The 20,804-nt window shown below is 45.6% G+C and carries 21 protein-coding genes; 7 read left to right on the top strand and 14 right to left on the bottom strand.

Features of this window, described 5'->3' with window-relative positions; translation table 11 throughout:
• Positions 1-30: 30 nt before the first annotated feature.
• Positions 31-270 carry a hypothetical protein gene (locus tag ACLVWU_RS02195; RefSeq protein ID WP_413576885.1) on the bottom strand — a complete coding sequence of 80 codons (240 nt, stop codon included), beginning with the start codon at positions 268-270 and terminating at the stop codon, positions 31-33.
• Positions 271-442: 172 nt separating this feature from the next.
• On the opposite strand from ACLVWU_RS02195, the gene ACLVWU_RS02190 reads away from it, so the two are divergent.
• Positions 443-985, top strand: a complete 543-nt coding sequence (locus ACLVWU_RS02190) for a hypothetical protein (protein ID WP_413576883.1) — start codon at positions 443-445, stop codon at positions 983-985.
• A gap of 38 nt (positions 986-1,023) precedes the next feature.
• Here the strand turns inward: ACLVWU_RS02190 and ACLVWU_RS02185 are convergent, their stop codons facing one another.
• From ACLVWU_RS02185 to ACLVWU_RS02155, 7 genes are all read right to left on the bottom strand, one after another.
• Positions 1,024-1,764, bottom strand: a complete 741-nt coding sequence (locus ACLVWU_RS02185; protein ID WP_413576882.1) for a hypothetical protein — start codon at positions 1,762-1,764, stop codon at positions 1,024-1,026.
• Between the two features lie 823 nt (positions 1,765-2,587).
• Positions 2,588-3,028 (bottom strand): hypothetical protein, encoded by a 441-nt coding sequence (locus ACLVWU_RS02180; RefSeq protein ID WP_413576880.1) that lies wholly within the window; start codon positions 3,026-3,028, stop codon positions 2,588-2,590.
• 101 nt (positions 3,029-3,129) lie between these two features.
• Positions 3,130-4,275 (bottom strand): recombinase RecA, encoded by a 1,146-nt coding sequence (gene recA, locus ACLVWU_RS02175; protein WP_413576879.1) that lies wholly within the window; start codon positions 4,273-4,275, stop codon positions 3,130-3,132.
• Positions 4,276-4,355: 80 nt separating this feature from the next.
• Entirely contained in the window at positions 4,356-4,841 is a 486-nt protein-coding gene (locus tag ACLVWU_RS02170; RefSeq protein ID WP_413576877.1) for a CinA family protein, read from the bottom strand.
• Entirely contained in the window at positions 4,842-5,321 is a 480-nt protein-coding gene (locus ACLVWU_RS02165; RefSeq protein WP_413576875.1) for a phosphatidylglycerophosphatase A, read from the bottom strand.
• 351 nt (positions 5,322-5,672) lie between these two features.
• The gene (locus tag ACLVWU_RS02160) at positions 5,673-5,972 is read right to left on the bottom strand and encodes a KH domain-containing protein (RefSeq protein WP_413576874.1); all 300 of its coding nucleotides are present in this window, start codon (positions 5,970-5,972) and stop codon (positions 5,673-5,675) included.
• A gap of 145 nt (positions 5,973-6,117) precedes the next feature.
• A complete protein-coding gene (locus ACLVWU_RS02155; RefSeq protein WP_413576873.1) occupies positions 6,118-7,821 on the bottom strand; it encodes an AMP-binding protein in 1,704 nt (567 codons plus the stop codon).
• Between the two features lie 114 nt (positions 7,822-7,935).
• Here ACLVWU_RS02155 and ACLVWU_RS02150 point away from each other — a divergent pair, with 114 nt between their 5' ends.
• From ACLVWU_RS02150 to alaS, 3 genes are read left to right on the top strand one after another with little or no spacing between them, the layout of a single operon-like run.
• On the top strand, positions 7,936-9,087 hold the full coding sequence (locus tag ACLVWU_RS02150; RefSeq protein ID WP_413576871.1) for a metallophosphoesterase: 1,152 nt from the start codon (positions 7,936-7,938) through the stop codon (positions 9,085-9,087).
• A gap of 37 nt (positions 9,088-9,124) precedes the next feature.
• The gene (locus ACLVWU_RS02145) at positions 9,125-9,562 is read left to right on the top strand and encodes a regulatory protein RecX (protein WP_413576870.1); all 438 of its coding nucleotides are present in this window, start codon (positions 9,125-9,127) and stop codon (positions 9,560-9,562) included.
• Complete coding sequence (gene alaS / locus ACLVWU_RS02140) at positions 9,549-12,272, top strand: alanine--tRNA ligase (protein WP_413576869.1); 2,724 nt, start codon at positions 9,549-9,551, stop codon at positions 12,270-12,272. Before ACLVWU_RS02145 ends, alaS begins: the two co-directional genes overlap by 14 nt.
• 117 nt (positions 12,273-12,389) lie before the next feature.
• Here the strand turns inward: alaS and ACLVWU_RS02135 are convergent, their stop codons facing one another.
• On the bottom strand, positions 12,390-12,920 hold the full coding sequence (locus ACLVWU_RS02135; RefSeq protein ID WP_413576867.1) for a hypothetical protein: 531 nt from the start codon (positions 12,918-12,920) through the stop codon (positions 12,390-12,392).
• A gap of 189 nt (positions 12,921-13,109) precedes the next feature.
• Here ACLVWU_RS02135 and ACLVWU_RS02130 point away from each other — a divergent pair, with 189 nt between their 5' ends.
• Positions 13,110-13,499 (top strand): hypothetical protein, encoded by a 390-nt coding sequence (locus tag ACLVWU_RS02130; protein ID WP_413576866.1) that lies wholly within the window; start codon positions 13,110-13,112, stop codon positions 13,497-13,499.
• Positions 13,500-13,665: 166 nt separating this feature from the next.
• On the opposite strand, the gene ACLVWU_RS02125 is transcribed toward ACLVWU_RS02130, so the two are convergent.
• Together ACLVWU_RS02125 and ACLVWU_RS02120 are read right to left on the bottom strand one after the other, a co-directional pair.
• A complete protein-coding gene (locus ACLVWU_RS02125; protein WP_413576865.1) occupies positions 13,666-15,012 on the bottom strand; it encodes a DUF3373 family protein in 1,347 nt (448 codons plus the stop codon).
• A gap of 22 nt (positions 15,013-15,034) precedes the next feature.
• Positions 15,035-15,283, bottom strand: coding sequence for a hypothetical protein (locus tag ACLVWU_RS02120; protein ID WP_413576863.1), 249 nt, complete (start codon positions 15,281-15,283; stop codon positions 15,035-15,037).
• A 273-nt stretch (positions 15,284-15,556) separates the two neighbouring features.
• Here ACLVWU_RS02120 and ACLVWU_RS02115 point away from each other — a divergent pair, with 273 nt between their 5' ends.
• Both ACLVWU_RS02115 and ACLVWU_RS02110 read left to right on the top strand, forming a co-directional pair.
• Complete coding sequence (locus ACLVWU_RS02115; protein ID WP_413576861.1) at positions 15,557-16,996, top strand: methyl-accepting chemotaxis protein; 1,440 nt, start codon at positions 15,557-15,559, stop codon at positions 16,994-16,996.
• 135 nt (positions 16,997-17,131) lie between these two features.
• Positions 17,132-19,255 (top strand): prolyl oligopeptidase family serine peptidase, encoded by a 2,124-nt coding sequence (locus ACLVWU_RS02110; protein ID WP_413576859.1) that lies wholly within the window; start codon positions 17,132-17,134, stop codon positions 19,253-19,255.
• A gap of 58 nt (positions 19,256-19,313) precedes the next feature.
• On the opposite strand, the gene ACLVWU_RS02105 is transcribed toward ACLVWU_RS02110, so the two are convergent.
• The 3 genes from ACLVWU_RS02105 to rplM all read right to left on the bottom strand — a co-directional run bounded on the left by ACLVWU_RS02105 (position 19,314) and on the right by rplM (position 20,779).
• A complete protein-coding gene (locus ACLVWU_RS02105; RefSeq protein ID WP_413576858.1) occupies positions 19,314-19,757 on the bottom strand; it encodes a hypothetical protein in 444 nt (147 codons plus the stop codon).
• A 166-nt stretch (positions 19,758-19,923) separates the two neighbouring features.
• Entirely contained in the window at positions 19,924-20,322 is a 399-nt protein-coding gene (gene rpsI / locus ACLVWU_RS02100; protein WP_413576856.1) for a 30S ribosomal protein S9, read from the bottom strand.
• Positions 20,323-20,338: 16 nt separating this feature from the next.
• Entirely contained in the window at positions 20,339-20,779 is a 441-nt protein-coding gene (rplM, locus tag ACLVWU_RS02095) for a 50S ribosomal protein L13 (protein ID WP_413576854.1), read from the bottom strand.
• Positions 20,780-20,804 lie beyond the last annotated feature (25 nt).

Genomic DNA, 20,804 nt, shown 5'->3' with positions numbered 1-20,804 from the left:
CTAAAAACCCGCTCTTTCGAGCGGGTTTTTTTATTTGATTCCCAGAGACGACTTGCAACCTGCCGTCAGTCCATCTTTGTTCTTCTTAAGGCACTCTTTGATGGCATTCATTTCAGTGACCTTGTCACAGAACTTGATCTTATCCTCTTTACAAGCCGCCATTACATCTGCAGCCTTATTTTTTGCCTGATCCATCATTTTGGACGTGTCGGGCATTTGGGCCCATGCAGCGCCGCCCATTAGCATTACAGCAATCATTACTGTTTTCATTTAGTTCTCCTTTTTTTGGTTAACATTAATGCCCCTATTTTCTTCTTGGTCCTTATTACGGGCAACTCAGGTCCCCTTGTATTTGCGCATTTCGCATTTCTAACTCGCAAATCCGAATACCCTTTGCTCTCTAACAGTGCCTGTGATTTATTCATTTTCGCAGGGGGTATTAATGACGTTCTTTAAAATATTGGTTGCCAGCTTAATGCTGTTCGCAGCCGTAGGATGCAAGACTGTTGAAATCAAAGATGGCCGCGTACCAAGCGCCTATCTTTCAAAAGCGAAAAAGTATGAAGGAATTTACTCCGGTCGATTTAACGGAGTTGCTGGCGAATTGATTTTGAATTTTGAAGGTAACAAACCTGTCATGTCGTTCCGTAATGAAATGGGCACTGACATCCTGAACAACAACTGCCAGTCAAACTTCGGCAACTTGAGAACAGTCTACATCACTGGAAAAAAATCCAATCCTAAAGTAGATGCCATTGAATTTGATTTCAATTCCGGTCGCTGTTCTTTGATGGTTCAAGGCCGCCGCATGTACATTGATTTTAAAGAAAACAAGGGTGTCACAACACTTAAAGTTTCAATCCTGCGCGAAATGCGTCAACGTCGCGATTGCCGCTGGTATCCTGGCGACCACCACCGTCCACCTTACGAACAGTGCACCTGGGTGCAAGATCCGACTTACTTGTACGGAACATTCGCTCGCTAATTCAAACAAAAAAAGCTCCGAATATCCGGAGCTTTTTTTTAAAACAAATCCTTATAAGAGGCCTTCTTCACCAGGCTTTCAACCAACTTGGACAGCCGCTCCTTAGTGATGACTGCCTTCGGGTTCGCAATAAGTCTAAGATCATAGTTATGATCCACCTTATCACTGATTAACACCTCATCATAACGATCGGGATTATCCCGCAAATACTGCCTAATGTACGACCGAGGCACAACCCCGATATCCACGCGGTTATTCAGCACCATGCGCACTGTCGCCTGATTATGAGTTACCAGAATAATATTGAACTTCGCTCTTAAGGAGGCTTCGTCAGGATTGAAATTGGCGAACTTGTAGTGATAACCGACAATTCCAGCGATGCTTTTTCCATTTAGACTCTGAAAGTAGTTTTGATCTTTCGCTTTTTTTCGGTGAGCTATGTAGACTTCGGCGTCATCCACCTTTAGCGGCAGGGAGTAATGTTCAATGCCTTTCCAGCTCCACTTAGGATCTTCGAAAAAGTACATGTCCACTTTTCGCTCGGTAAAACTTTGATAGCGACGACGACTGGGAGTTTCCACGACTTGAAATGTAAAATCATTCTGCATTTCATTGAGCTGCTTTAGAACGTCATTGATAATTCCGCGTCCTTTTTCCAAATCATAGTAAGGAGCAAAACCATAAGCCCCGACATTCACAGTCTTGCGCGATTCCAAAGTAGTCGCGCCGACTGACATCGAGATTAGAACTAAGATGACTCCAAAAAAACAGCTTTTCATTGCTCCAAGCTAAGCCAAACTGCAAGTTAGGCGCAATGAAATAACGGTGTAGCCATCCAATTTTACTTAAGGATGACTATACGAAATATTACCAAGGCCAAGGCATGGGACGAAGATCACCTTGTTCGCTCATGCTAAATCACCAATGCTGAAACTTTGTTCAATGCATTCATTAGACTTTTCTCCTCCAAGATTTCCTGCACACGGGCCACATTAATATTGATGGAAGCATCTGTCCTGAATCTGGCTTATCATTCATTTCGATATACTTTTGGGAGGCAATAACCAACTTCCCACCATAAGAAGTTCTCTTAATCGAAATGAATTTTACCGTTTTTAATTTTGTATTGTTCCCAGTATGGATGAAATGGCGGGATGAAAGCTTCTTTCGCGCAGATGCGATTTAAGTCTCATTCGCGCTTCCCAATGCTCCGGAACGCGGAAACGCCAGCCTATTCAAACCCAAGCGACGGCGGCATCAATCTTTCAGAGAAAATGATTTATGGAATTTCAAGAAATCGAAAACACCAAATGTTGCCATCGTCTTTATCAGATTCTGCAAAACAGTACTTTTTTGGATCTTGTTGGGGAACCTTGGTTTCGAGCGACCGAAGATGGCTTCTATTTCTGTTCGAAGACGGAACTTCAACAAGTAACGTCCATCCAATTGTTTCAGTTAAACGAAGATCAGTCTCTTACTTACAACAAGGTTATGGAAGAGGCAGCTTTTGGGCCGCTAAGATACTTAATCGACTCTCTTCAGAAAAACCCTGATCTGAAAAAATACCCGCGAAACCAAAAATACTTTCAGTGGGGTCAAATTCTAGGAGACTTTTTTAGTTTGCATTATAAGAGCTTCAACTAGGGCATCACATGCCTTTGCGTAGGCCTCTGGAGTAAAATACATTTCCGGCCCCTCAGCAGGTGAAAGAACATCACAGTACTCTACCAGCTGCCAGCGTCCGTCCAGTATCTCTTCACGCGCATGTAAGTATCGGGATTCTACTCCCATACAAAAAACTTCATCGTTTTTCACATAAAAATAAAAACGAGGTTCCATCGGTCGAGTCCATAGGACACGTCCGATCGTGCGCATCTCTGCAAATCTCAACATCATCCGAAAACGAAGCCCCTCAGGCTTATCCAAAAACTCGATGCAGTAATGACCGTCGGGAACTCCCAACTTCTTACCTTTTAGATCCTGAAGAAAGAACCACAGCTCTAATTCGTCTTTGAATATTTTGCCTTCGACATACTTTCGCATGCCCTACTTATCGGAAAAATGCCTCAATTCGAGAGCCAGACTTCAGGCTAGGTTCGGAGATAAAAAAAACCCGCTCTTTGGGAGCGGGTTTTTCAGGCTGACTAGTGTTTGCCTTTTTTAACTTTTTCTTTTTTCGGAGCTGCGTCTTCAGTTGGCATTTCCATTGGCTCTGTACCTTCATGGTCTTCACCATCGTTGTTACCTTCAGCATCGATCAAAAGTTTACCGATACCGTTTTTAGCCAGGATCTTAGTACGAAGATCAGTCATGTATTCTGGGTGCTCTTTCAGGAAGTTTTTCGCAGCATCGCGGCCTTGACCCATGCGCTCGCCATTGATGGAGAACCATGCGCCAGATTTTTCAACCATGTTTGCAGTCACTGCCAAATCCAGCAAGTCACCTTCTTCAGAAATACCTTCACCGTACATCAAGTCGAATTCAACTTTAGTGAACGGAGGAGCCATTTTGTTTTTCACAACTTTAACTGCAGTACGGTTACCAGTCACATCTTCGCCATTTTTGATCGCGCCCACACGGCGTACATCCAAACGAACAGAAGAGTAGAATTTCAACGCGTTACCACCAGTAGTAGTTTCCGGGTTACCGAACATCACACCGATTTTCATACGAAGTTGGTTGATGAAGATAACAAGAGTGTTTGAACGGTTCACAGCTGCTGTCAATTTACGAAGAGCTTGAGACATCAAACGAGCTTGAAGACCTACGTGAGAATCACCCATGTCGCCTTCGATCTCTGCGCGAGGAACCAATGCTGCTACGGAGTCGACAACCAGTACGTCGATTGCGCCAGAGCGAACAAGAGTTTCCACGATTTCAAGAGCTTGCTCACCAGTGTCTGGTTGAGAGATCAACATATCTTCAGTGTTAACACCCAATTTACGAGCGTAGTTTACGTCCAAAGCGTGCTCTGCATCCACGAATGCAACAACGCCGCCTTTTTTCTGAGCTTGAGCGATAACGGACAAGCAAAGAGTTGTTTTACCAGAAGACTCAGGTCCGTAGATTTCCACGATACGACCTTTAGGAAGACCACCGATACCCAAAGCCAAATCCAGGCTCAATGCGCCAGTGCTGATCGCTTCAACGTCTTTAACCAAAGAATCGTTGGCGCCCAAACGCATGATTGAACCTTTACCGAATTGCTTTTCAATTGATGAAACAGCCAATTCAAGTGCTTTTGCCTTTTCGTTATTTGCTTTTGCATCTGCAACAGTTGTGTTTGCCATCTGCCTAGTCCCTCTCTATTTATGTGGTTCCTCACCACAATTCTTATTGTTAATTTTTAGCAGCCGGGGGCTACCTTCTTTTATTTCCTGTCGAGAACTTCACACAGCCAACGAACGGACAAGTCCACTGCCCCTTGCTGGATGGCTTTGCGATCCCCCGAAAAGAATTCTTTCCGAGAGCTTTCAAAGCCTGGACCAACAATGGCGAAGCATACAGTGCCTACCGGCTTCGTCGGTGTTCCACCGCTCGGACCAGCAATACCTGTAACTGCCACAGACCAATCTGTTTTCAGCTGTCGACGCACTCCGTGCGCCATTTGACGAGCGACTGACTCGCTCACCGCACCCTCTTGCATGAGAGTGTCTCGACGGACCCCCAGAAGATCCACCTTCGCCTCGTTAGAGTAAGAAACCACAGAGCCTAAAAAGATGTCGGATATACCTGCTTGCTCTGTTAAAAAAGCCGAAAGTGCACCTCCAGTACAACTTTCCGCAAAACCCACTGTGAGTTTTTGGTCGCGAAGGGATCGAATGAGTTCTTGAAGTTTCTCGTCTCGTGCTGCCATTTAAGGAACCACGATCTGTGCACCCAACCAATTTGTTTGAGTGTAAAGAAACTGCATGATCAGGCTAACAACAATACCAGCGGCAACGTCATCAACCATCACACCAAGACCTCCTTGGATCTTCTTATCTAAATATCCTATGAATAAAGGCTTGGTAATGTCCAGCAATCTGAACAGCACAAAACCAATTAAAATGGCTTGCCACGTCAAAGGCATCCAAACCATCGCAATCAAGAATCCAACGACTTCATCGATAACGATTTCGCTGTGATCATGACCACCCTTGGCATCCTCATAAGCCTGTGCCGCAAAAATTCCCGCAGCCAACAGAACCACAGTAATAACCATGTAAACCACCGGGCCCGCCCAATTAAGAAGCAAAACCAAGGGAATCGTAGCCACAGTGGCCACAGTTCCCGGTGCCTTAGGACTCAGCCCAACACCAAAAAAAGTAGCCAATTTCAGAAGGAATTTGTTCATAAGAAGGAGTTACGCCGTACCCCTTGGGGTTGCAATAAAAACCCTCCGTCGCTGCGCTTCGGCGGTATTAGTGCGCGCAACGACCAAACACATCGCAGTGAGTTAAAGTTATGGATGGTATTAAAATTAGCGATTCGACTTTATGGGCAGATCTGCCAGATACTGAATTTCCGCTTTTGATATTAATTTGAAGCGAGGCTCTCTCTCTTTACGAAGTGCCACGGAAGACTTGCACTTCGAGAGAGCTTCGCCAATCTTACGAAGCCCTCAAATACATCTTCAGTTTCCGGATTTTTTAAAACAACGCTCTTAAATTACTATTAACAACTGAAGACTCTTGGGAACGAATAACTACTCGGCAAATTCCATACGATTGTTTTGGGCAACATATGGAATCTCGATAATTGCACGAATTCCTTTACGGGCCATCATCGCTGAAATCACTGCACGAATTCCGCCGATATTTTTTCCCTTTGAGCCAATGAGCTGCCCCAGGCTTTGCGGGTGACATTCGACTTTGTAAACTGTCGTACGCTCACCAACAGTGTAGTTCACAACGACTTTCTCCGAATGGTCCAGCATCTCGTTTAAAATCGAATGCAGGATCTTTTTCCCAGTTTCTCTAGCTACTACCTTCTCTTGTTCCAACATAACCTCTCTCCAGTTGTTTTTGAACATCACCGACCCGCGATCTCCATTCGGGGTTGGTGATATCAATTTAAACTAAGAGCGGTCTGCTCGCGCTGGAATTACGTCCAATATTTTTCAAATGCGAGCAGCTATTAGTCCGCAGTACCTAAGGTAGATCCTGAGACCAACTTTCAGGCAGTACCGCTTTAAAGTCTTCCTCCCAAAACTCATATTGTGACTTCTCATTCGCAGCTATTCGTTTTTGTTCACGAACACGCAGCTCCACCCGGCGGATTTTACCTGAGGCAGTCTTAGGTAAATCGCCAAATTCCAAGCGACGGATTCGTTTAAATGGGGCCAAACGTGATCGTGAGTGGTTCATTATTTGTAGAGCAAGCTCACGTGTGGGCTCCATACCTTTAGCTAAAAAGATTACCGCTTTCGGGACATTTTGCCTCAAAACATGAGGACTTGGAATCACCGCAACTTCGCGCACAGCGGGATGTTCCAGCAGCACGTTTTCAATTTCAAAAGGACTGATTCGATAATCTGAACTTTTAAAAACATCGTCTCCACGTCCGACAAAAACAAAGTCGCCGTGCTCGCCTTTCGCGGCCATGTCTCCGGTGCGATAGTAAGAAGCCGTTGTGGTATTTGCGACATCTGAATTTCGATATCCTGTCATCACCGCAATATTACGACCACTGATGTCGATGCAAATTTCACCTTCATCAGCAGGGTTGTTATCTCGATCCAAAAGCGCAATTTTATATCCCGGAAGGGGTCTTCCCATTGTGCCGGGATGCACTTCCTGACCAGGGCAGTTTCCGATTTGCGCCGTGGTTTCTGTTTGCCCGTAACCATCGCGCAAAGTGACCTTCCACGCATTCTGGAAAGTTCGGATAATTTCAGCATCCAACGGTTCTCCCGCACTGACAGCTTCCCGCAAATTCATTTGATATTTTCCCAAATCCTCGGCGGCCAGCATGCGCCATACCGTTGGGGGCGCACATATCGAAGTCACACGATTCTTTTCCATAACCTCCATCATGATCTTTGCATCAAAGCGATCATGACGATGAATGAATACTGTGGCCTCAGCATTCCACGGAGCAAAGAAACTACTCCACGCATGCTTCGCCCATCCCGGAGAACTGACGTTCATATGAACATCCCCTGGGCGCAGCCCGATCCAGTACATGGTCGACAAATGTCCCACGGGATAACTTTGATGAGAGTGCTCAACGATCTTCGGTTTCGCCGTTGTTCCCGAAGTAAAATACAGCAGCAACGGATCTGTGGCCTTTGTCTCACCTTCAGCTTTGAACTCGGCATTTTCCCGAGTGGCCTCTGAATAATCCTGCCAGCCTTCCAGTTTGCCATCGATGACAAGCTTAATGGCCCCCGGTGATTGAATATCCAATTTTCCAGCTTCCTTAGAGGTCGTCGCAATAAGTTTTACTTCTCCACGAATCAGACGATCCTGCAGATCGTCCAAGGAAACCAACGGACTGGTGGGTATAATAACCGCACCCAGTTTCATGCAGCCCAACATCAGCTCCCACAAAGCGGTTTCGTTACCCATATATAGCAGAACATGATCGCCCCGCTTAAGGCCCAACCGACGCAGATAGTTTGCCACTTGAGATGACCGCGCAGAAAGCTCCGCAAAAGTGTACTTTTCGTCTTTGCCCTCGTTACCCGTGATCCATAAAGCCAGATTATTGTTACCCTCGGCCATCGGGTCGAAGTAATCCAGGGCCCAATTGAAATTCCCCAGTTCAGGCCACTTAAACTCCCGCGTGGCATAGTCATAATCTGCACGATGTAAAATCAGAAAATCCCGGGCTTGTTTGAAATCATTACTCATTGCCACTAAACACCTCCGCCACTCAGGAAATTTTATCACTGACGCAGCTCTTCGAGGATTTGTGTTTTTGCAACTTTCTGTGCAAACACAATTCGTCATGGTATAAAAACCAATATGGCAGCATTTAAAGCAATTATCGTTGGCTTGTTCTTTACTGTTTTCATTTACATAACTCATCAAATGGTAAGGTATGCAGACCTTACCACTGGCCAAACATTTTTTATCATCGGCTTTATCGCCATACTGTTTGCCATCGTGATCTCTATGCCGTTGTTTTTCTGGTCGCAAAGTGAAACCCGGTCCGAAACCAAGCCTTGGCATGATCCGTATTTCAGCGCCGCCCATTTTTCGATGGCGTACATCAGCTTTCTGCTGTCTTTCATCATCCTGCGGGATATCGCTGGCTTCCTTCTTAACTTCACGCAACCCGAATTCGTTGGCACTCAGCTTTACGGCGCTGAAGCCACAGGTTTGCTATTGGTAGTACCGTTGGCAATGCTCCTTTTGGGAACCTTGGTGGTTCGTCTTGGTGCAAAAGTTATTCAAGTGAAGATCGAATTCGATCAGCTACCCCAGGGGCTAAATGATCTGCGAATTGTGCACGTCACGGATCTGCACGTGGCTCCGGGATTGCCAGTCAAGTTCGTGCAAAAGCTGGTGGAAAAGATCAATCAGCTGAATGCCGACCTGGTGGTCTTCACAGGAGACATCCTGGATGATCACGCCATTCGCCATATTCCGGAGTTGGAAATCCTAAAATCTGTTCACTCCAAATACGGCACCTATTTTGTCGCTGGAAACCACGAGTACTACTGGAATATCGAAGAGGGTTTATCTGCATTTCGCACAATAGGTTACAAGGTTTTAGTGAACCAAACAGAAACCCTTGAGATCAACGGTTCTACATTGCAAATTTCCGGCCTTGCCGATCCGGCCGCACGCCAGTTTGGCAAGGAGCCACCCGACCTGGACAAATTGGTTTCCCAGCAAAAATCAGATGCTTTTAAGATTTTCCTGGCGCATCAACCGGCCATCGCCGACAAGGCCTGCGAGAAAGGCTTTGATTTACAACTTTCCGGCCACACCCATGGCGGTCAGTTTTTCCCTTGGAACTTCCTAATCGTGTTCTTTCAGCGTTACCCAAAAGGCCTTTACCAGCTTAAGAAAATGCAGCTGTATGTCAATCAAGGAACGGGTTACTGGGGGCCAAGTCTGCGCCTTGGAACATTCTGCGAACTGACCGAAATTACTCTGAAAAAAGCATGACTGGACAGGCATGACCAGATAGATTCTGTTACTGCCTATGTCTGACACTGCAAAACGCAAAATCATGGATCTAATTGCCCGCCGCAATCATTCTGAAAAAGAACTCAGAACGAAGTTGCACGGCAAGATTGCAGATGAAGACGGTGGACTGGAAGCGATCGACGAAGCCATTGCTCATGCAAAAAAGAACAATTGGCTGGAGGATCCTACTGAACTCGCCCATCGTCTGGCAGACACTCTTCACCGCCGTCATAAAGGTATAGAATACATCAATAACTACCTGAATGAAAAAGGCCTTCCTTCTGTGGAAGCCGACAGCGCGCTGGAGCTTAAAAAGGCCCTGGAAGTTATAACAAATAAGTTTACTGAAGATTTTAAATTTTCCCGTGAGGACCAAGCACGCGTAGGTCGCCTGCTTACCTCCCGTGGATTTGATTCCGAGACCGTTAGAAAGGTTATCTATGAAAAGCTCTGAGATCAGAAATGCTTTTATTACATACTTCGAGAAGAACGGACACAAAGCTGTCGCTTCTTCTTCATTGATTCCGGAGAACGACCCGACTTTGCTTTTTGCAAACGCCGGCATGAACCAGTTTAAAAATACTTTCCTGGGGCTTGAGAAACGTGACTACAACCGCGCCGTTTCCTCGCAAAAATGCGTGCGTGCCGGTGGCAAGCACAATGACTTGGAAAACGTGGGCTTCACTGCCCGCCATCATACTTTCTTTGAAATGCTGGGGAACTTTTCCTTTGGTGACTACTTCAAGAAAGACGCGATTCACTTTGCTTGGGAGTTCCTGACTAAAACTTTGGCGATTCCAAAAGAAAAACTTTATGTGACAGTTCACTTGTCTGACGATGAAGCTGCCGATATCTGGCACAATCAGGAAGGCGTTCCTCGCGAGCGCATCTTCCGTTTCGACAAAGATAACTTCTGGAAAATGGGCGACACAGGTCCTTGCGGTCCTTGTACAGAGATCTTCTATGATCACGGTCCTGAAGCTGGAAAAATTGCAGATCCATTCAAGGGCATCGAAGCGGGTGAAGACCGCTTCGTGGAAATCTGGAACCTGGTATTCATGCAGTACTTCGAAAATCCTCCAGGAACTTTGACTCCACTGCCTAAGCCATCTGTGGATACAGGCGCGGGTCTTGAGCGTGTAACTGCAGCGATGCAGGGCAAGTTCAACAATTACGACACAGACTTATTCCTTCCGATGATCGAGCTTGCTTGCAAAATCGGAAACGTGAAGTACGTGACGGATAAAAAAGTTTTGGCAACAGATGCAAAAGCGGCGGAAACCACATCTGCACTTCGCGTTCTTGCTGACCACTGTCGCTCTACTTCATTCCTGATCGCCGACGGCGCTTTGCCATCGAACGAAGGCCGTGGTTACGTACTTCGTCGTATCATGAGACGTGCAATTCGTTATGGTCGTAAGCTTTCTGCAGATAAGTCTTTCTTGCCAGGTATGGCAGAAGCCCTGATCGAAAACATGGGTAAAGTTTATCCAGAGCTTTCCACACGTCGTGATCACATCCTGAACACAATCCGTGACGAAGAAGATCGCTTCCTGGCGACTCTGGATAAAGGAACGGAAATCCTGACAGCTGAACTTTCAAAAGCCAAAGCTGCTGGTGTGAAAGAACTTTCCGGCGAAGTGGTATTCCGTATGTATGACACTTACGGCTTCCCTGCTGACTTGACTCGCGTGATCGCGAACGAAAACGGCATCGAAGTGAACGAAGAAGCTTTCGAAAAAGAGATGGACGCGAATCGCGCGAAATCCAAAGCTTCATGGAAAGGCAAATCCATGGGAGCTGATGAAGCTCACTTAATCAAGTTTGCCAAAGACTATCTTCAATCCGGTAAGAACGTAAAATTCCTGGGTTACGACAGCACTATGGGCGACGGCAAGGTCATGGCATTGTCCAACGGCCAAGCTGAAGTAAAAGAACTTAAAACCGGCGACACGGGTATTTTCATTCTGGATGCGACCACTTTCTATGGTGAAGGTGGCGGTCAGTCCGGCGACGTTGGTTACATCATGCAAGACACCAACCGTGCGCGCGTTGCAAATACGACAAAGATTGATGACATCATTCTTCACCATGTGGAAGTCGAACACGGCTCATTCAAAGTGGGCGATGCAGTTGTCACGGGCGTGGATCCGGTTGAGCGCAGAAACACTGCCAGCAACCACTCCGCTACTCACTTGTTGCACGCAGCTCTTCGCAAAGTCCTGGGCGTACACGTGACTCAAGCTGGTTCTTTGGTGGATGCTGATAAAACCCGTTTTGACTTCACTCACAATAAACCAGTGAGCTCTGAAGAGATCCGCAAGATCGAAGACATGGTCAACGAGCAAATCGCGCGCAACATTGAAGTTAAAACGGATTTGATGCCACACAAGCAAGCGATCGAAAAAGGCGCTATGGCCTTGTTTGGTGAAAAGTACGCTAATGACGTACGCGTTTTGACTATGGGTGATTTCTCCTGCGAACTTTGCGGTGGTACTCACGTTAAGAACACTTCCAACATTCGCATGTTCAAGATTGTTTCTGAATCTGGTGTCAGCTCCGGCGTGCGTCGCGTGGAAGCAATCACAGGTGATTCTGCAGTTAAATACGCAATGAGCTCAATCGCTCATCTGGATGAGGCTTTGGCAGCGGCGGGCTTGCAAAAATCCGCACACTATTTGAAGCATTTGGAAATCACTGGCGAGAAGTCAACTTTGGCAAATCGCGTGGAGTCCATCAAAGAACAAGTTAAAGTTCTTGAAAAGGAAATCAAAAAACTTCAAGGCGGCCAGATCAATGTGGACGACCTTGTTGGTAAAGCGATGGCCTTCAAAACCAAGTCTGGCGTTTCTGCCAAACTGGTTATGGCCGACGTACCAATGGATGATCGTGAAGTTTTGGCGAAAGTGACTGACGATCTTAAAAACAAAATCCAATCCGGTATCGTTGTGGTGGTTGGACAAGGTGATGGTTCAAACCCAATCATCGTATCTGTTTCTAAAGATCTGACTGGCGATCACAAAGCCGGTGACGTTCTTAAGGAAGTCGCTGCGATCATGGGTGGTAAAGGCGGCGGTCGTCCTGACTTTGCTCAAGGTGCTGCTCCTGACCGCTCTAAACTGGGCGATGCCTTCACCAAAGTGCGCAGCACATTGGGCCTGTAGGTACGGACACACTTTCTCCATAGTTTAAAAAGTTAAAAGGCCGGTGCAATTGCACTGGCCTTTTTTTTATTTATAATCACGAGTGGATATGGAGAAAGTGTGTCCGTACCTTTTCGTCTATTCGCAAAGCATGCCGTGATAGTTCTTTTGGATGTAGGCGATCAAGCCTCTGAATGATTGCGATGCCTGCTCTCCGCAAATGTCTTTGTAGCCTCTGCCACAGGAGTCATAGCTTTCGCCCAGATTCAACTTTTGCTCCCCCAGGATCAGAGTCGCATAACCTGCGTTGTACGATTGCGCGCACATAACATCTTCCTCCGGAGCGGGTTTGCCACAAACATTGCTGGTCTTCAGATAACTTTGTAGTTCGGCCACCTCTGAAGGCTGCAGGCAGGATTCTTCTAAAACAGAAAGATTTCGATCAATCAGTTGAATTCGGCCGGTCTTGGCATCAACTGACAACACACCTTGAGGAACGGGAATTTCCAGGGAAGTGATGGCGATGGATTCATCTGATTTACTATCTGAAGGCAGAACAACGTGGGTGGACGGCGCCGAAAGCTCGGTCGCTGAAAGATTCGACTGACTGCAGTTTTGAAATCCCAATATGAGACAACCGGCAAGAAGAACCAACCCGCCCTTTTTCATTCACTATCCCCCGTTTATGACCTATCGGTAAGGCTGTAAGGAACTTGACCTTGGTACGGTGAAATTCTGTGTGAACTTACACCCACCCTCCTCAAGTCCCCTATATTGCGCAATGCATTTGCATTGCTAGACCATAGTCGGTGAAATAGCCTCGTTCTGGTTCACTGAATAACAACTAAGGAGACTTCAATGAAAAAAATGATCGTAGCAGCTCTTGTTCTTGCTGGTTCTACAGCTTTCGCTGATGCCACTGTTTTGAAATGCTCTGCACCTTCAAAAGGTAAAGCAGCAACTATCAACATCACTATCGGTGACGATACTTCTGTTGATTTCCTAACTATGGAAGTTAAAGAAAAAACTGGTTCTTCAACTTTCTTCGCTCAATTGGATAAAGGCACTGTTGCTAATCAATTGAAACAAGGTTACTTGCAAACTTTGGCATTGACTGAAAAATCTGCTCAAACTGAAGACGGCGTAATCAGAAACACTGGTTTCTTCGGCGTTAGCGCTGACAAAGGTGCGTTCTCTGGCTTCATGGCTGCGAACGGCAACATCTACCCAATTTCTTGCACTAAGTAATTAGGTACGGACACACTTTGTCCAAAAGAAAAGGGAGCTCAAGTAGCTCCCTTTTTTTTATTCCCGAAAAGGTACGGACTTACCTGCGAAGTAAGTCCGTACCAATAAAAAAGGCCCCTGCCTTGGCAGGAGCCTTGATCAAATCAGGAAACGAAAACTGATTTGATTAGAAATCTAGACGAAGATTCGCGTAGCCAGTTTCGATCTTACGATCGGAAGCTTTCACTGCACCAATACCTGTCGGAGTGTAGTCATAGTCTTGCAACATATAACCAACACGGAATGCCAGATTTTGAGTAAATTTCTTAGTCACATACGCGTGGTAACCATTACCGTGTGTGCTGTAGAAGTTCGTCAAGTCTTCAGTTGCAGTTGCGTAGTAGAATGAATTCTCAGAACCATTCACCCACTCACCACCGAAGATCCAAGAACCCATTCTGTAACGAGTTGAAAGCAAGAAAACACTACCAGTATTGGTGTCGTCACTTTTTGAAGTACCGAATCCGGTTCCTGGAATATTTGCTGCAAGTTGACCGTTAGAGTTCAAAGTACTTGCAAGATAACTTGCAGACAAATCCCAACCAGTTTTTGCGATTCCGTTCAGCTCCCAAGCCAAAGTAGTTCCACCAACTTTAAGTGTAAGGCTACTCACGCCCAACGTTGTAGTATCTGGACTCGCATAATAAATGTCTGAAGTTTGGAAATTCAACAATACCAAGCCCATGCTATCTGCCCAGCTCATATCGCTGATTCCGTAATCAAGCATTACACCGTAACCAGCAGAGTTTGTTGGTAAGTTCGCTCCGGCTTGTGTTGTTGGTGTCGTTGTATATGCACCAGAAGAACCCGCGTAGTATTGTGAAAACGGAGTGTACAAAGCACGGAATGCCAAAGTCTGACCTTGTGGCATCCACTGGTCCATTTTGTAAGACAAACCCATACCATCAAGAACAGAATCGTAAGAAAGCATTGGGTAAGTACCCATGCGTGCACGACCGTCTTTATAGTTTTGTGGTTGACCGTCAACTGTTGGAAGGCGACCTACAAATAGCGTCAATCCATCTGCAACCGTGAAATCAGCATAAGCTTTTTCTAGAACAACGCGTGAACTGTCGTACGCATTTGAAGCAGACAAATCATCAGAATTGCTTGAAGTTGCATCTTGTTGATAGAAAGTATTGAAATGTTTAGATGTCGTCAGACGAGAATAGAACTTAATGTTCTTAGAAACGTTCGCATCAATATTGAATTGAAATTTCATGCGAAGGTACGTCAAATCTTTGCTGTCAAACGTAGCATCTTGACCAAACGCATCCGTCGCTGGCTGAGTTTGCTCCGCCTTAATGATGTCATCAAAACGAGTCGTAAACGTACCGCTGAAGTTAAAGATGTTCAGGGATTGATTTGCTTCCAACTCTGACACGCGCTCTTCAAGAGTCGCTGCTTGAGCTGTTGGAACCATCAACATACCTGCGATGAATGCTGCTGAGATTTTTTTGAAATTGTTTTTCATGATGTTAAATTCCTTAAGATGATTATTGACCAACAACTGCGCCGGAGTTTTCTTTCAAACATGGAACTTTACAACCATCCACGTCCACTTTGTCACCCGGTACACAAGACAAGAAAAGATTCTTTACCTGTCTAAGAGCTTCATCATTTGCCAAATCTTTACTGCAAGCTTTCTTAATTGCTGCTTGAACCAGCTCCACTTTTCCTTGTGCCATAGCATGGCCAGAGAAAAGCATCACAGTCGCCAGAGTCGCCAAGACCCATTTCAACATAAACATCCTCCATTCGGTGTCCTTACGAAAGCCTGAAGTTCTCTCGTTTTGCGGTCAATGAAACTTGACAATGTTTGACGAAGGTAGAGAAATTCTGCAGGACTTTTGTTTAGGAAATCCCTACGAAGGTCCATACCAAAACCATGTTTATCGGACTAACGTCGCGAAATATAGGGGTTAAGTGCACGATAGAAGGCCGAAAGTGTTCAAAATTCGGTTAAGTTTCCCGACCACAATCCGATCAGCCAAATGTGAAATGCTAAGGAGTCTCGTGTGTTCAAGAAAATCGGCATCGGTAAATCACTATTATTATATGTATTCGCATCTGCCTCGTTCGTGTTGTTTGTCGGGTGTGCATTCTTCTACACCAGCCAAAAAGCCCTTGCGACACTAAGTGGAGTCAGTGAATTCGGCATCTCTTCACTATCGATTCAGAATAAAATCATCAAATCGATGGCTTTAGTTCACTCGAACATTCTGCCCATTGCTGCAGATACAGATAAAGACTCCCGCGACATTCGCGTAGAACTTGTGGGTGGATTTATTAAGGAGCTTAAAACATTAAAAGAAAAATGTGGCGGCAACTGCCAAAGCATCAATGCTGAGTTTGCAAAATACGAAGCCAGTTGGACAGATATTCAGGCTTCTCTTGCCAACAATGATCTTCCAACCTCCGCCAATAAAATCCTGAACAATCTGAATCCCATTGCTGAAAAGATTTTCGAGCAACTGGATAAGGCCGCAACAGAGACAGATAAAAAAACTGCCGAGCTTCTGGCCTCTGCAGACAAAGATAGCACTCAGAAGAAACAGATCCTTTTGGGCATGATCTGCATTTTGGTTCTGTCTGTCGTAAGCTTGGGATTCCTTTTCCAACGCAAACTTGTTGGAGCACTTAAAATGGTTGTGGACCGTGTTCACCACTCCGTTACTGAAACCACTTCCAAGTCTCAGAGCATTTCTGAATCAAATGTGAAGCTATCACAATCCTCGACGACTCAGGCTGCTTCTATTGAAGAAACTGTTGCGTCCCTGGAGGAAATGTCCAGTATGATTCAAAGAAATGCCGAAGGTGCCGCGGCGGCAGCAAATCTTTCCTCTGAAAGCACGCGCGCAGCTACCGATGGCGGTCGCGAGATTGAACAACTGATCACGTACATGAAAGAGATCTACTCTGGCTCCAAAAAGATCGAAGAGATTATATCTGTTATCGATGACATCGCTTTCCAAACGAATCTGTTGGCTTTGAATGCAGCCGTAGAAGCAGCCCGTGCTGGTGAGCAAGGTAAAGGCTTCGCAGTTGTTGCTGACGCCGTCAGAACACTGGCCCAAAGATCTGCCAACGCCGCAAAAGAAATCAGCGGTTTGATTAAGGAAAGCGTTGCGCAAGCTGAACGCGGAACTAAAGTCGCTGATAACTCTGGATCAGCTCTTACAAAAATTATCACATCTATCGAAAAAGTATCTGCACTGAATGGTGAGATCTCTGAAGCCTGCCAGCAGCAAGCTTTGGGAATCAAGCAATTAAGCCAAGCGATGAGCGAGATTGATAAAACTACTCAGACCAATGCAGCTGTAGCGGAAGATCTATCGCAATCATCCAGCGTATTAATGGGTGAAGCAGAATCTTTGAGTGCCGCGACAGATGAGCTTAATTTGATGTTAAATGGCCGTAAAAAGGCCGGCTGGCACGACGATAAAGTCGCAGCCTAAAACAAACATAAGTGCTGCGATCTATGCCGCAGCACCGCTACCAAAGTGTGTCTTCACCTCTGGCGCGACCTTTCACTTGTCACTTGTCACAGGCTTCGATTCGATCTTTAATTTAGGGTCAAATCGGAGCCCCAAATGAATACTTCTTATAAATTCAAATTCGCCCTGACAATAGCTTTGCTTGCGGGTTGTTCAAGCTCCTCACTTCAAAAGGAGCAAATTCAAATGGCAGCACAAAGCCAGGATCCTTATCTTTGGTTGGAAGAAGTCGAAGGGCAAAAACCTTTGGAATTCGCCAAAGCCGAAAACGAAGTTACTCTGAAGCATTTCAAAAGCAATCCGATGTTCAAAGGCATCGAAGCTGATTACCGCAAAATATTCTTCGCCAAAGACCGTGTTCCTGCGGTTTCTTTGACGAACGGAGAGCTTTACAACTACTGGCAAGATGAAAAAAATCTGCGCGGCTTGTGGAGAAAAACCACCGTTGAAAGCTACAAATCCGGAAATCCCAAATGGGAAATCATTTTGGACTTGGACAAGCTGGCAAAGGCTGAAAATGAAAACTGGGTCTGGAAGGGCACTGTATTCCGCAAACCAAATTATGATCGCGTGTTGATGTATCTTTCCCGCGGCGGCAAAGACGCCTCTGTCGTTCGCGAGTTCGATCTGAAAACAAAATCCTTTGTGAAAGATGGTTTTGCGATTCCTGAAGCAAAAACCAATGCTTCCTGGAAAGACGAAGACACCCTGTTCGTGGGAACAAACTGGGGTCCTGACTCGCTGACAGACTCAGGCTATCCGCGCATCGTAAAAACCTGGAAGCGCGGTACGCCATTAACTTCCGCCGAAACTTTGGCCGAAGCCAAAAAGACGGATATGTCTATTTCCGCCTACACCAATTATGACCAAGGAAAAGCCTATCACTTTCGCCAGCTTCGCAGCGGATTTTACTCTACAAAAATTTGGTTTGATGATCCTTCAGGGGAAAGCGTTCTAATTCACAAACCTGATGATGCCGAAAGCTGGGGTTTGTTCAAAGGGAACCTGTTGCTTGAGCTTCGCTCTGACTTTAAGAAATTCAAATCCGGCTCCCTGGTTGCTTTGCCAATGGATCAGTTCAGCAAGGGCGAAGCGGCAATGGAAAGCCTGCAGCTTGTATTTGCTCCGACCGATAAACGCTTCATACAAGGCGGATGTTTAACCAAGAATTACTTTATCTCTACGGTTTCAGACAACGTCCTGACTCGCATGGAAAAGATCTCTTTTTCTCCACCAAACATATGGAAAGCAGAACCAATTGCTTTGGGCGAAAATGGAATGGCTTCGTGTTATGATTCTGAAGAAGAGTCTGACACTTATTTGGCTTCATATACTGATTTTCTGACTCCCACGTCGACATTCGTTGCCAATGCAGCCGATGCGACCAACAAATTAACGCTGTTAAAACAATCACCAAAACGCTTTGATGCTTCATCATTGACGACCTCCCGATTTGAGGCCAATAGTGCTGATGGCACCAAAATCCCATACTTCGTCGTACACAAAAAAGACATGAAGCTGGATGGAAATAATCCGACCCTGCAATACGGTTATGGTGGCTTCCAGAACTCGATGACTCCTGGGTATCTAAGTGCTACCGGGAAAGTCTGGTCAGAAAAAGGCGGAGTCTACGTACTGACAAACTTACGCGGCGGTGGAGAGTTCGGTCCGAACTGGCACAAATCAGTTCTGAAAAAGAATCGCTACAAAGTCTACGAAGACAATATCGCTATCTCTGAAGATCTGATCAAACGCGGAATCACTTCACCAGAGCATTTGGCGATTTCAGGTGGATCAAATGGCGGCTTGCTTGTTGGTGCGACCATCACTTTGCGCCCTGATTTGTACAAGGCAGCCATCATCTCAGTTCCACTTTTGGATATGCTTCGCTATCACAAGCTATTGGCTGGTGCGAGCTGGATGGATGAATATGGCAATCCCGACGATCCAGAAATGCGCGAAGCGATTCTAAAGTATTCGCCTTATCAAAAGCTAAGCCCGACGGCGAAGTATCCAGAAGTTCTGGTTCTGACCAGCACGAAAGATGATCGGGTTCACCCTGGTCACGCACGAAAATTTGTTGCGCGCATGAAAGAGCAAAAACACCCGGTGTACTATTACGAAAACACCGAAGGTGGTCATGCTGGAAATGCAAACCTTGAGCAAAGCATCTTATGGGAGTCATTAAAGACGACTTACTTGTGGGAAAAGTTAAAATAGCTCAGATAAGAGAAATGATTATCGAAATGCCTCGATGAAAAAACATCGGGGCTTTTTTTTATTTTCGATCTATTTGAAAAACACAATCGGACATCTGCCCCAACATTGTCACCGTCACACGATACAACCCTGATAGCTCTCTGCCGATGGTTCGATCAGTCAATTCAACCTGATCCATATTTCCGATTTGCCCTTGGTACTCGATACGCACACGCGAAGCCAAAGGTGAATTCTCGGCCAGATCTGAATGACCGTTTTCATGGATCATATGAACGGTCTTTTGATAGGCATCATTACGAATTTGCGCCTTTACGATCAAAGCCTTCCCCAGTGCCCCTTGATGACCAAAGAATGTGAAATACGCATCCTGAATGGAAACGACACTGCAATCCCCAGCTCGCGCAACGATGCCCGTGCCCGTATCATTCACTGGTGAAGCCTTTGCTGTTTGGTTATTGAGAACAATTAAAGAAAGTGCAGAGACGATTAATGACAGCTTCATATTCCCCCGGTCGGAAAACTTGAAACTACCACCTGGGATCAGGAACTCCCCAGTTACTTGCGAGTCATTAAGCAGATATAAACAATTCGAAATGTATGTTCGAAATAAAAAAAGGGAGCCATAGGCTCCCTTTTCTGTTCTGGTCCAGATTCGGACACTCCAAATTTTAACGTTTAGAGTATTGGAATCTACGACGAGCGCCGGATTTACCGTATTTTTTACGCTCAACCATACGAGGGTCACGAGTGATGAATCCAGCTTTCTTAAGAGTTGCTTTGAACTCTGGGTTGAAAGCGATCAATGCACGAGTGATACCCAAACGGATCGCACCAGCTTGTCCAGACTCACCACCACCTGCTACAGTGATGTTTGCGTCGAACTTACCGATTTGGTTCAAAAGATCCAAAGGCTGAACGATAACCATGCGAGATTGCATACGGCTAAGGTAGTCTTCAGATTTTTTACCGTTGATAGTGATAGTGCCTTTACCAGGTTTCAAGAAAACACGTGCTGATGACGTTTTTCTTCTTCCAGTTGCATAAAAGAATTTTTCTGCTGCTGCCATATTCTATCCTCTCCAATTACTTCTTAGTTGGAAGTGTTAGAAGTTCTGGTTTTTGAGCTGCATGAGGGTGCTCTGCGCCAGTGTAAGTTTTCATTTTCATGATGATATGACGAGATAGCTTGTTTGTTGGAAGCATACCGCGAACAGCTTCGTGCATGATGAAAGTTGAATCTTTCTCTTTCGCCTGAGCTGCTGTCATTTCTTTCATAGAACCGAAGAAACGAGAGTGACGGTAGTACTTTTTGTCATCCCATTTAGTTCCAGAAAGTTCCATCTTGTCCGTGTTGATCACGATAACGAAGTCACCAGTGTCTACGTTCGGAGTGTAGATAGCTTTGTTTTTACCACGAAGAATGTTTGCAACGTGTGTAGCTACACGACCAACTTTTTGGTCAGCGGCATCAACGATCAACCATTTTCTTTCAACTTCTTCTGCTTTTGCATTGAAAGTTTTCATTATTAGGGTTCTCCAATTAAATTTG

This window comes from Bdellovibrio sp. HCB290, from assembly GCF_047305925.1.
Classification (GTDB): domain Bacteria; phylum Bdellovibrionota; class Bdellovibrionia; order Bdellovibrionales; family Bdellovibrionaceae; genus Bdellovibrio.
Note: the sequence above shows the minus strand (reverse complement) of the source record. Positions and strands in the feature narration are given on the sequence as shown.

What these genes read in the sequence shown, in the direction of transcription:
- ACLVWU_RS02195 (WP_413576885.1), bottom strand. Translation starts at nt 270, where the DNA reads ATGAAAACAGTAATGATTGCTGTAATGCTAATGGGCGGCGCTGCATGG.
- ACLVWU_RS02190 (WP_413576883.1), top strand. Translation starts at nt 443, where the DNA reads ATGACGTTCTTTAAAATATTGGTTGCCAGCTTAATGCTGTTCGCAGCC.
- ACLVWU_RS02185 (WP_413576882.1), bottom strand. Translation starts at nt 1,764, where the DNA reads ATGAAAAGCTGTTTTTTTGGAGTCATCTTAGTTCTAATCTCGATGTCA.
- ACLVWU_RS02180 (WP_413576880.1), bottom strand. Translation starts at nt 3,028, where the DNA reads ATGCGAAAGTATGTCGAAGGCAAAATATTCAAAGACGAATTAGAGCTG.
- recA (WP_413576879.1), bottom strand. Translation starts at nt 4,275, where the DNA reads ATGGCAAACACAACTGTTGCAGATGCAAAAGCAAATAACGAAAAGGCA.
- ACLVWU_RS02170 (WP_413576877.1), bottom strand. Translation starts at nt 4,841, where the DNA reads ATGGCAGCACGAGACGAGAAACTTCAAGAACTCATTCGATCCCTTCGC.
- ACLVWU_RS02165 (WP_413576875.1), bottom strand. Translation starts at nt 5,321, where the DNA reads ATGAACAAATTCCTTCTGAAATTGGCTACTTTTTTTGGTGTTGGGCTG.
- ACLVWU_RS02160 (WP_413576874.1), bottom strand. Translation starts at nt 5,972, where the DNA reads ATGTTGGAACAAGAGAAGGTAGTAGCTAGAGAAACTGGGAAAAAGATC.
- ACLVWU_RS02155 (WP_413576873.1), bottom strand. Translation starts at nt 7,821, where the DNA reads ATGAGTAATGATTTCAAACAAGCCCGGGATTTTCTGATTTTACATCGT.
- ACLVWU_RS02150 (WP_413576871.1), top strand. Translation starts at nt 7,936, where the DNA reads ATGGCAGCATTTAAAGCAATTATCGTTGGCTTGTTCTTTACTGTTTTC.
- ACLVWU_RS02145 (WP_413576870.1), top strand. Translation starts at nt 9,125, where the DNA reads ATGTCTGACACTGCAAAACGCAAAATCATGGATCTAATTGCCCGCCGC.
- alaS (WP_413576869.1), top strand. Translation starts at nt 9,549, where the DNA reads ATGAAAAGCTCTGAGATCAGAAATGCTTTTATTACATACTTCGAGAAG.
- ACLVWU_RS02135 (WP_413576867.1), bottom strand. Translation starts at nt 12,920, where the DNA reads ATGAAAAAGGGCGGGTTGGTTCTTCTTGCCGGTTGTCTCATATTGGGA.
- ACLVWU_RS02130 (WP_413576866.1), top strand. Translation starts at nt 13,110, where the DNA reads ATGAAAAAAATGATCGTAGCAGCTCTTGTTCTTGCTGGTTCTACAGCT.
- ACLVWU_RS02125 (WP_413576865.1), bottom strand. Translation starts at nt 15,012, where the DNA reads ATGAAAAACAATTTCAAAAAAATCTCAGCAGCATTCATCGCAGGTATG.
- ACLVWU_RS02120 (WP_413576863.1), bottom strand. Translation starts at nt 15,283, where the DNA reads ATGTTGAAATGGGTCTTGGCGACTCTGGCGACTGTGATGCTTTTCTCT.
- ACLVWU_RS02110 (WP_413576859.1), top strand. Translation starts at nt 17,132, where the DNA reads ATGAATACTTCTTATAAATTCAAATTCGCCCTGACAATAGCTTTGCTT.
- ACLVWU_RS02105 (WP_413576858.1), bottom strand. Translation starts at nt 19,757, where the DNA reads ATGAAGCTGTCATTAATCGTCTCTGCACTTTCTTTAATTGTTCTCAAT.
- rpsI (WP_413576856.1), bottom strand. Translation starts at nt 20,322, where the DNA reads ATGGCAGCAGCAGAAAAATTCTTTTATGCAACTGGAAGAAGAAAAACG.
- rplM (WP_413576854.1), bottom strand. Translation starts at nt 20,779, where the DNA reads ATGAAAACTTTCAATGCAAAAGCAGAAGAAGTTGAAAGAAAATGGTTG.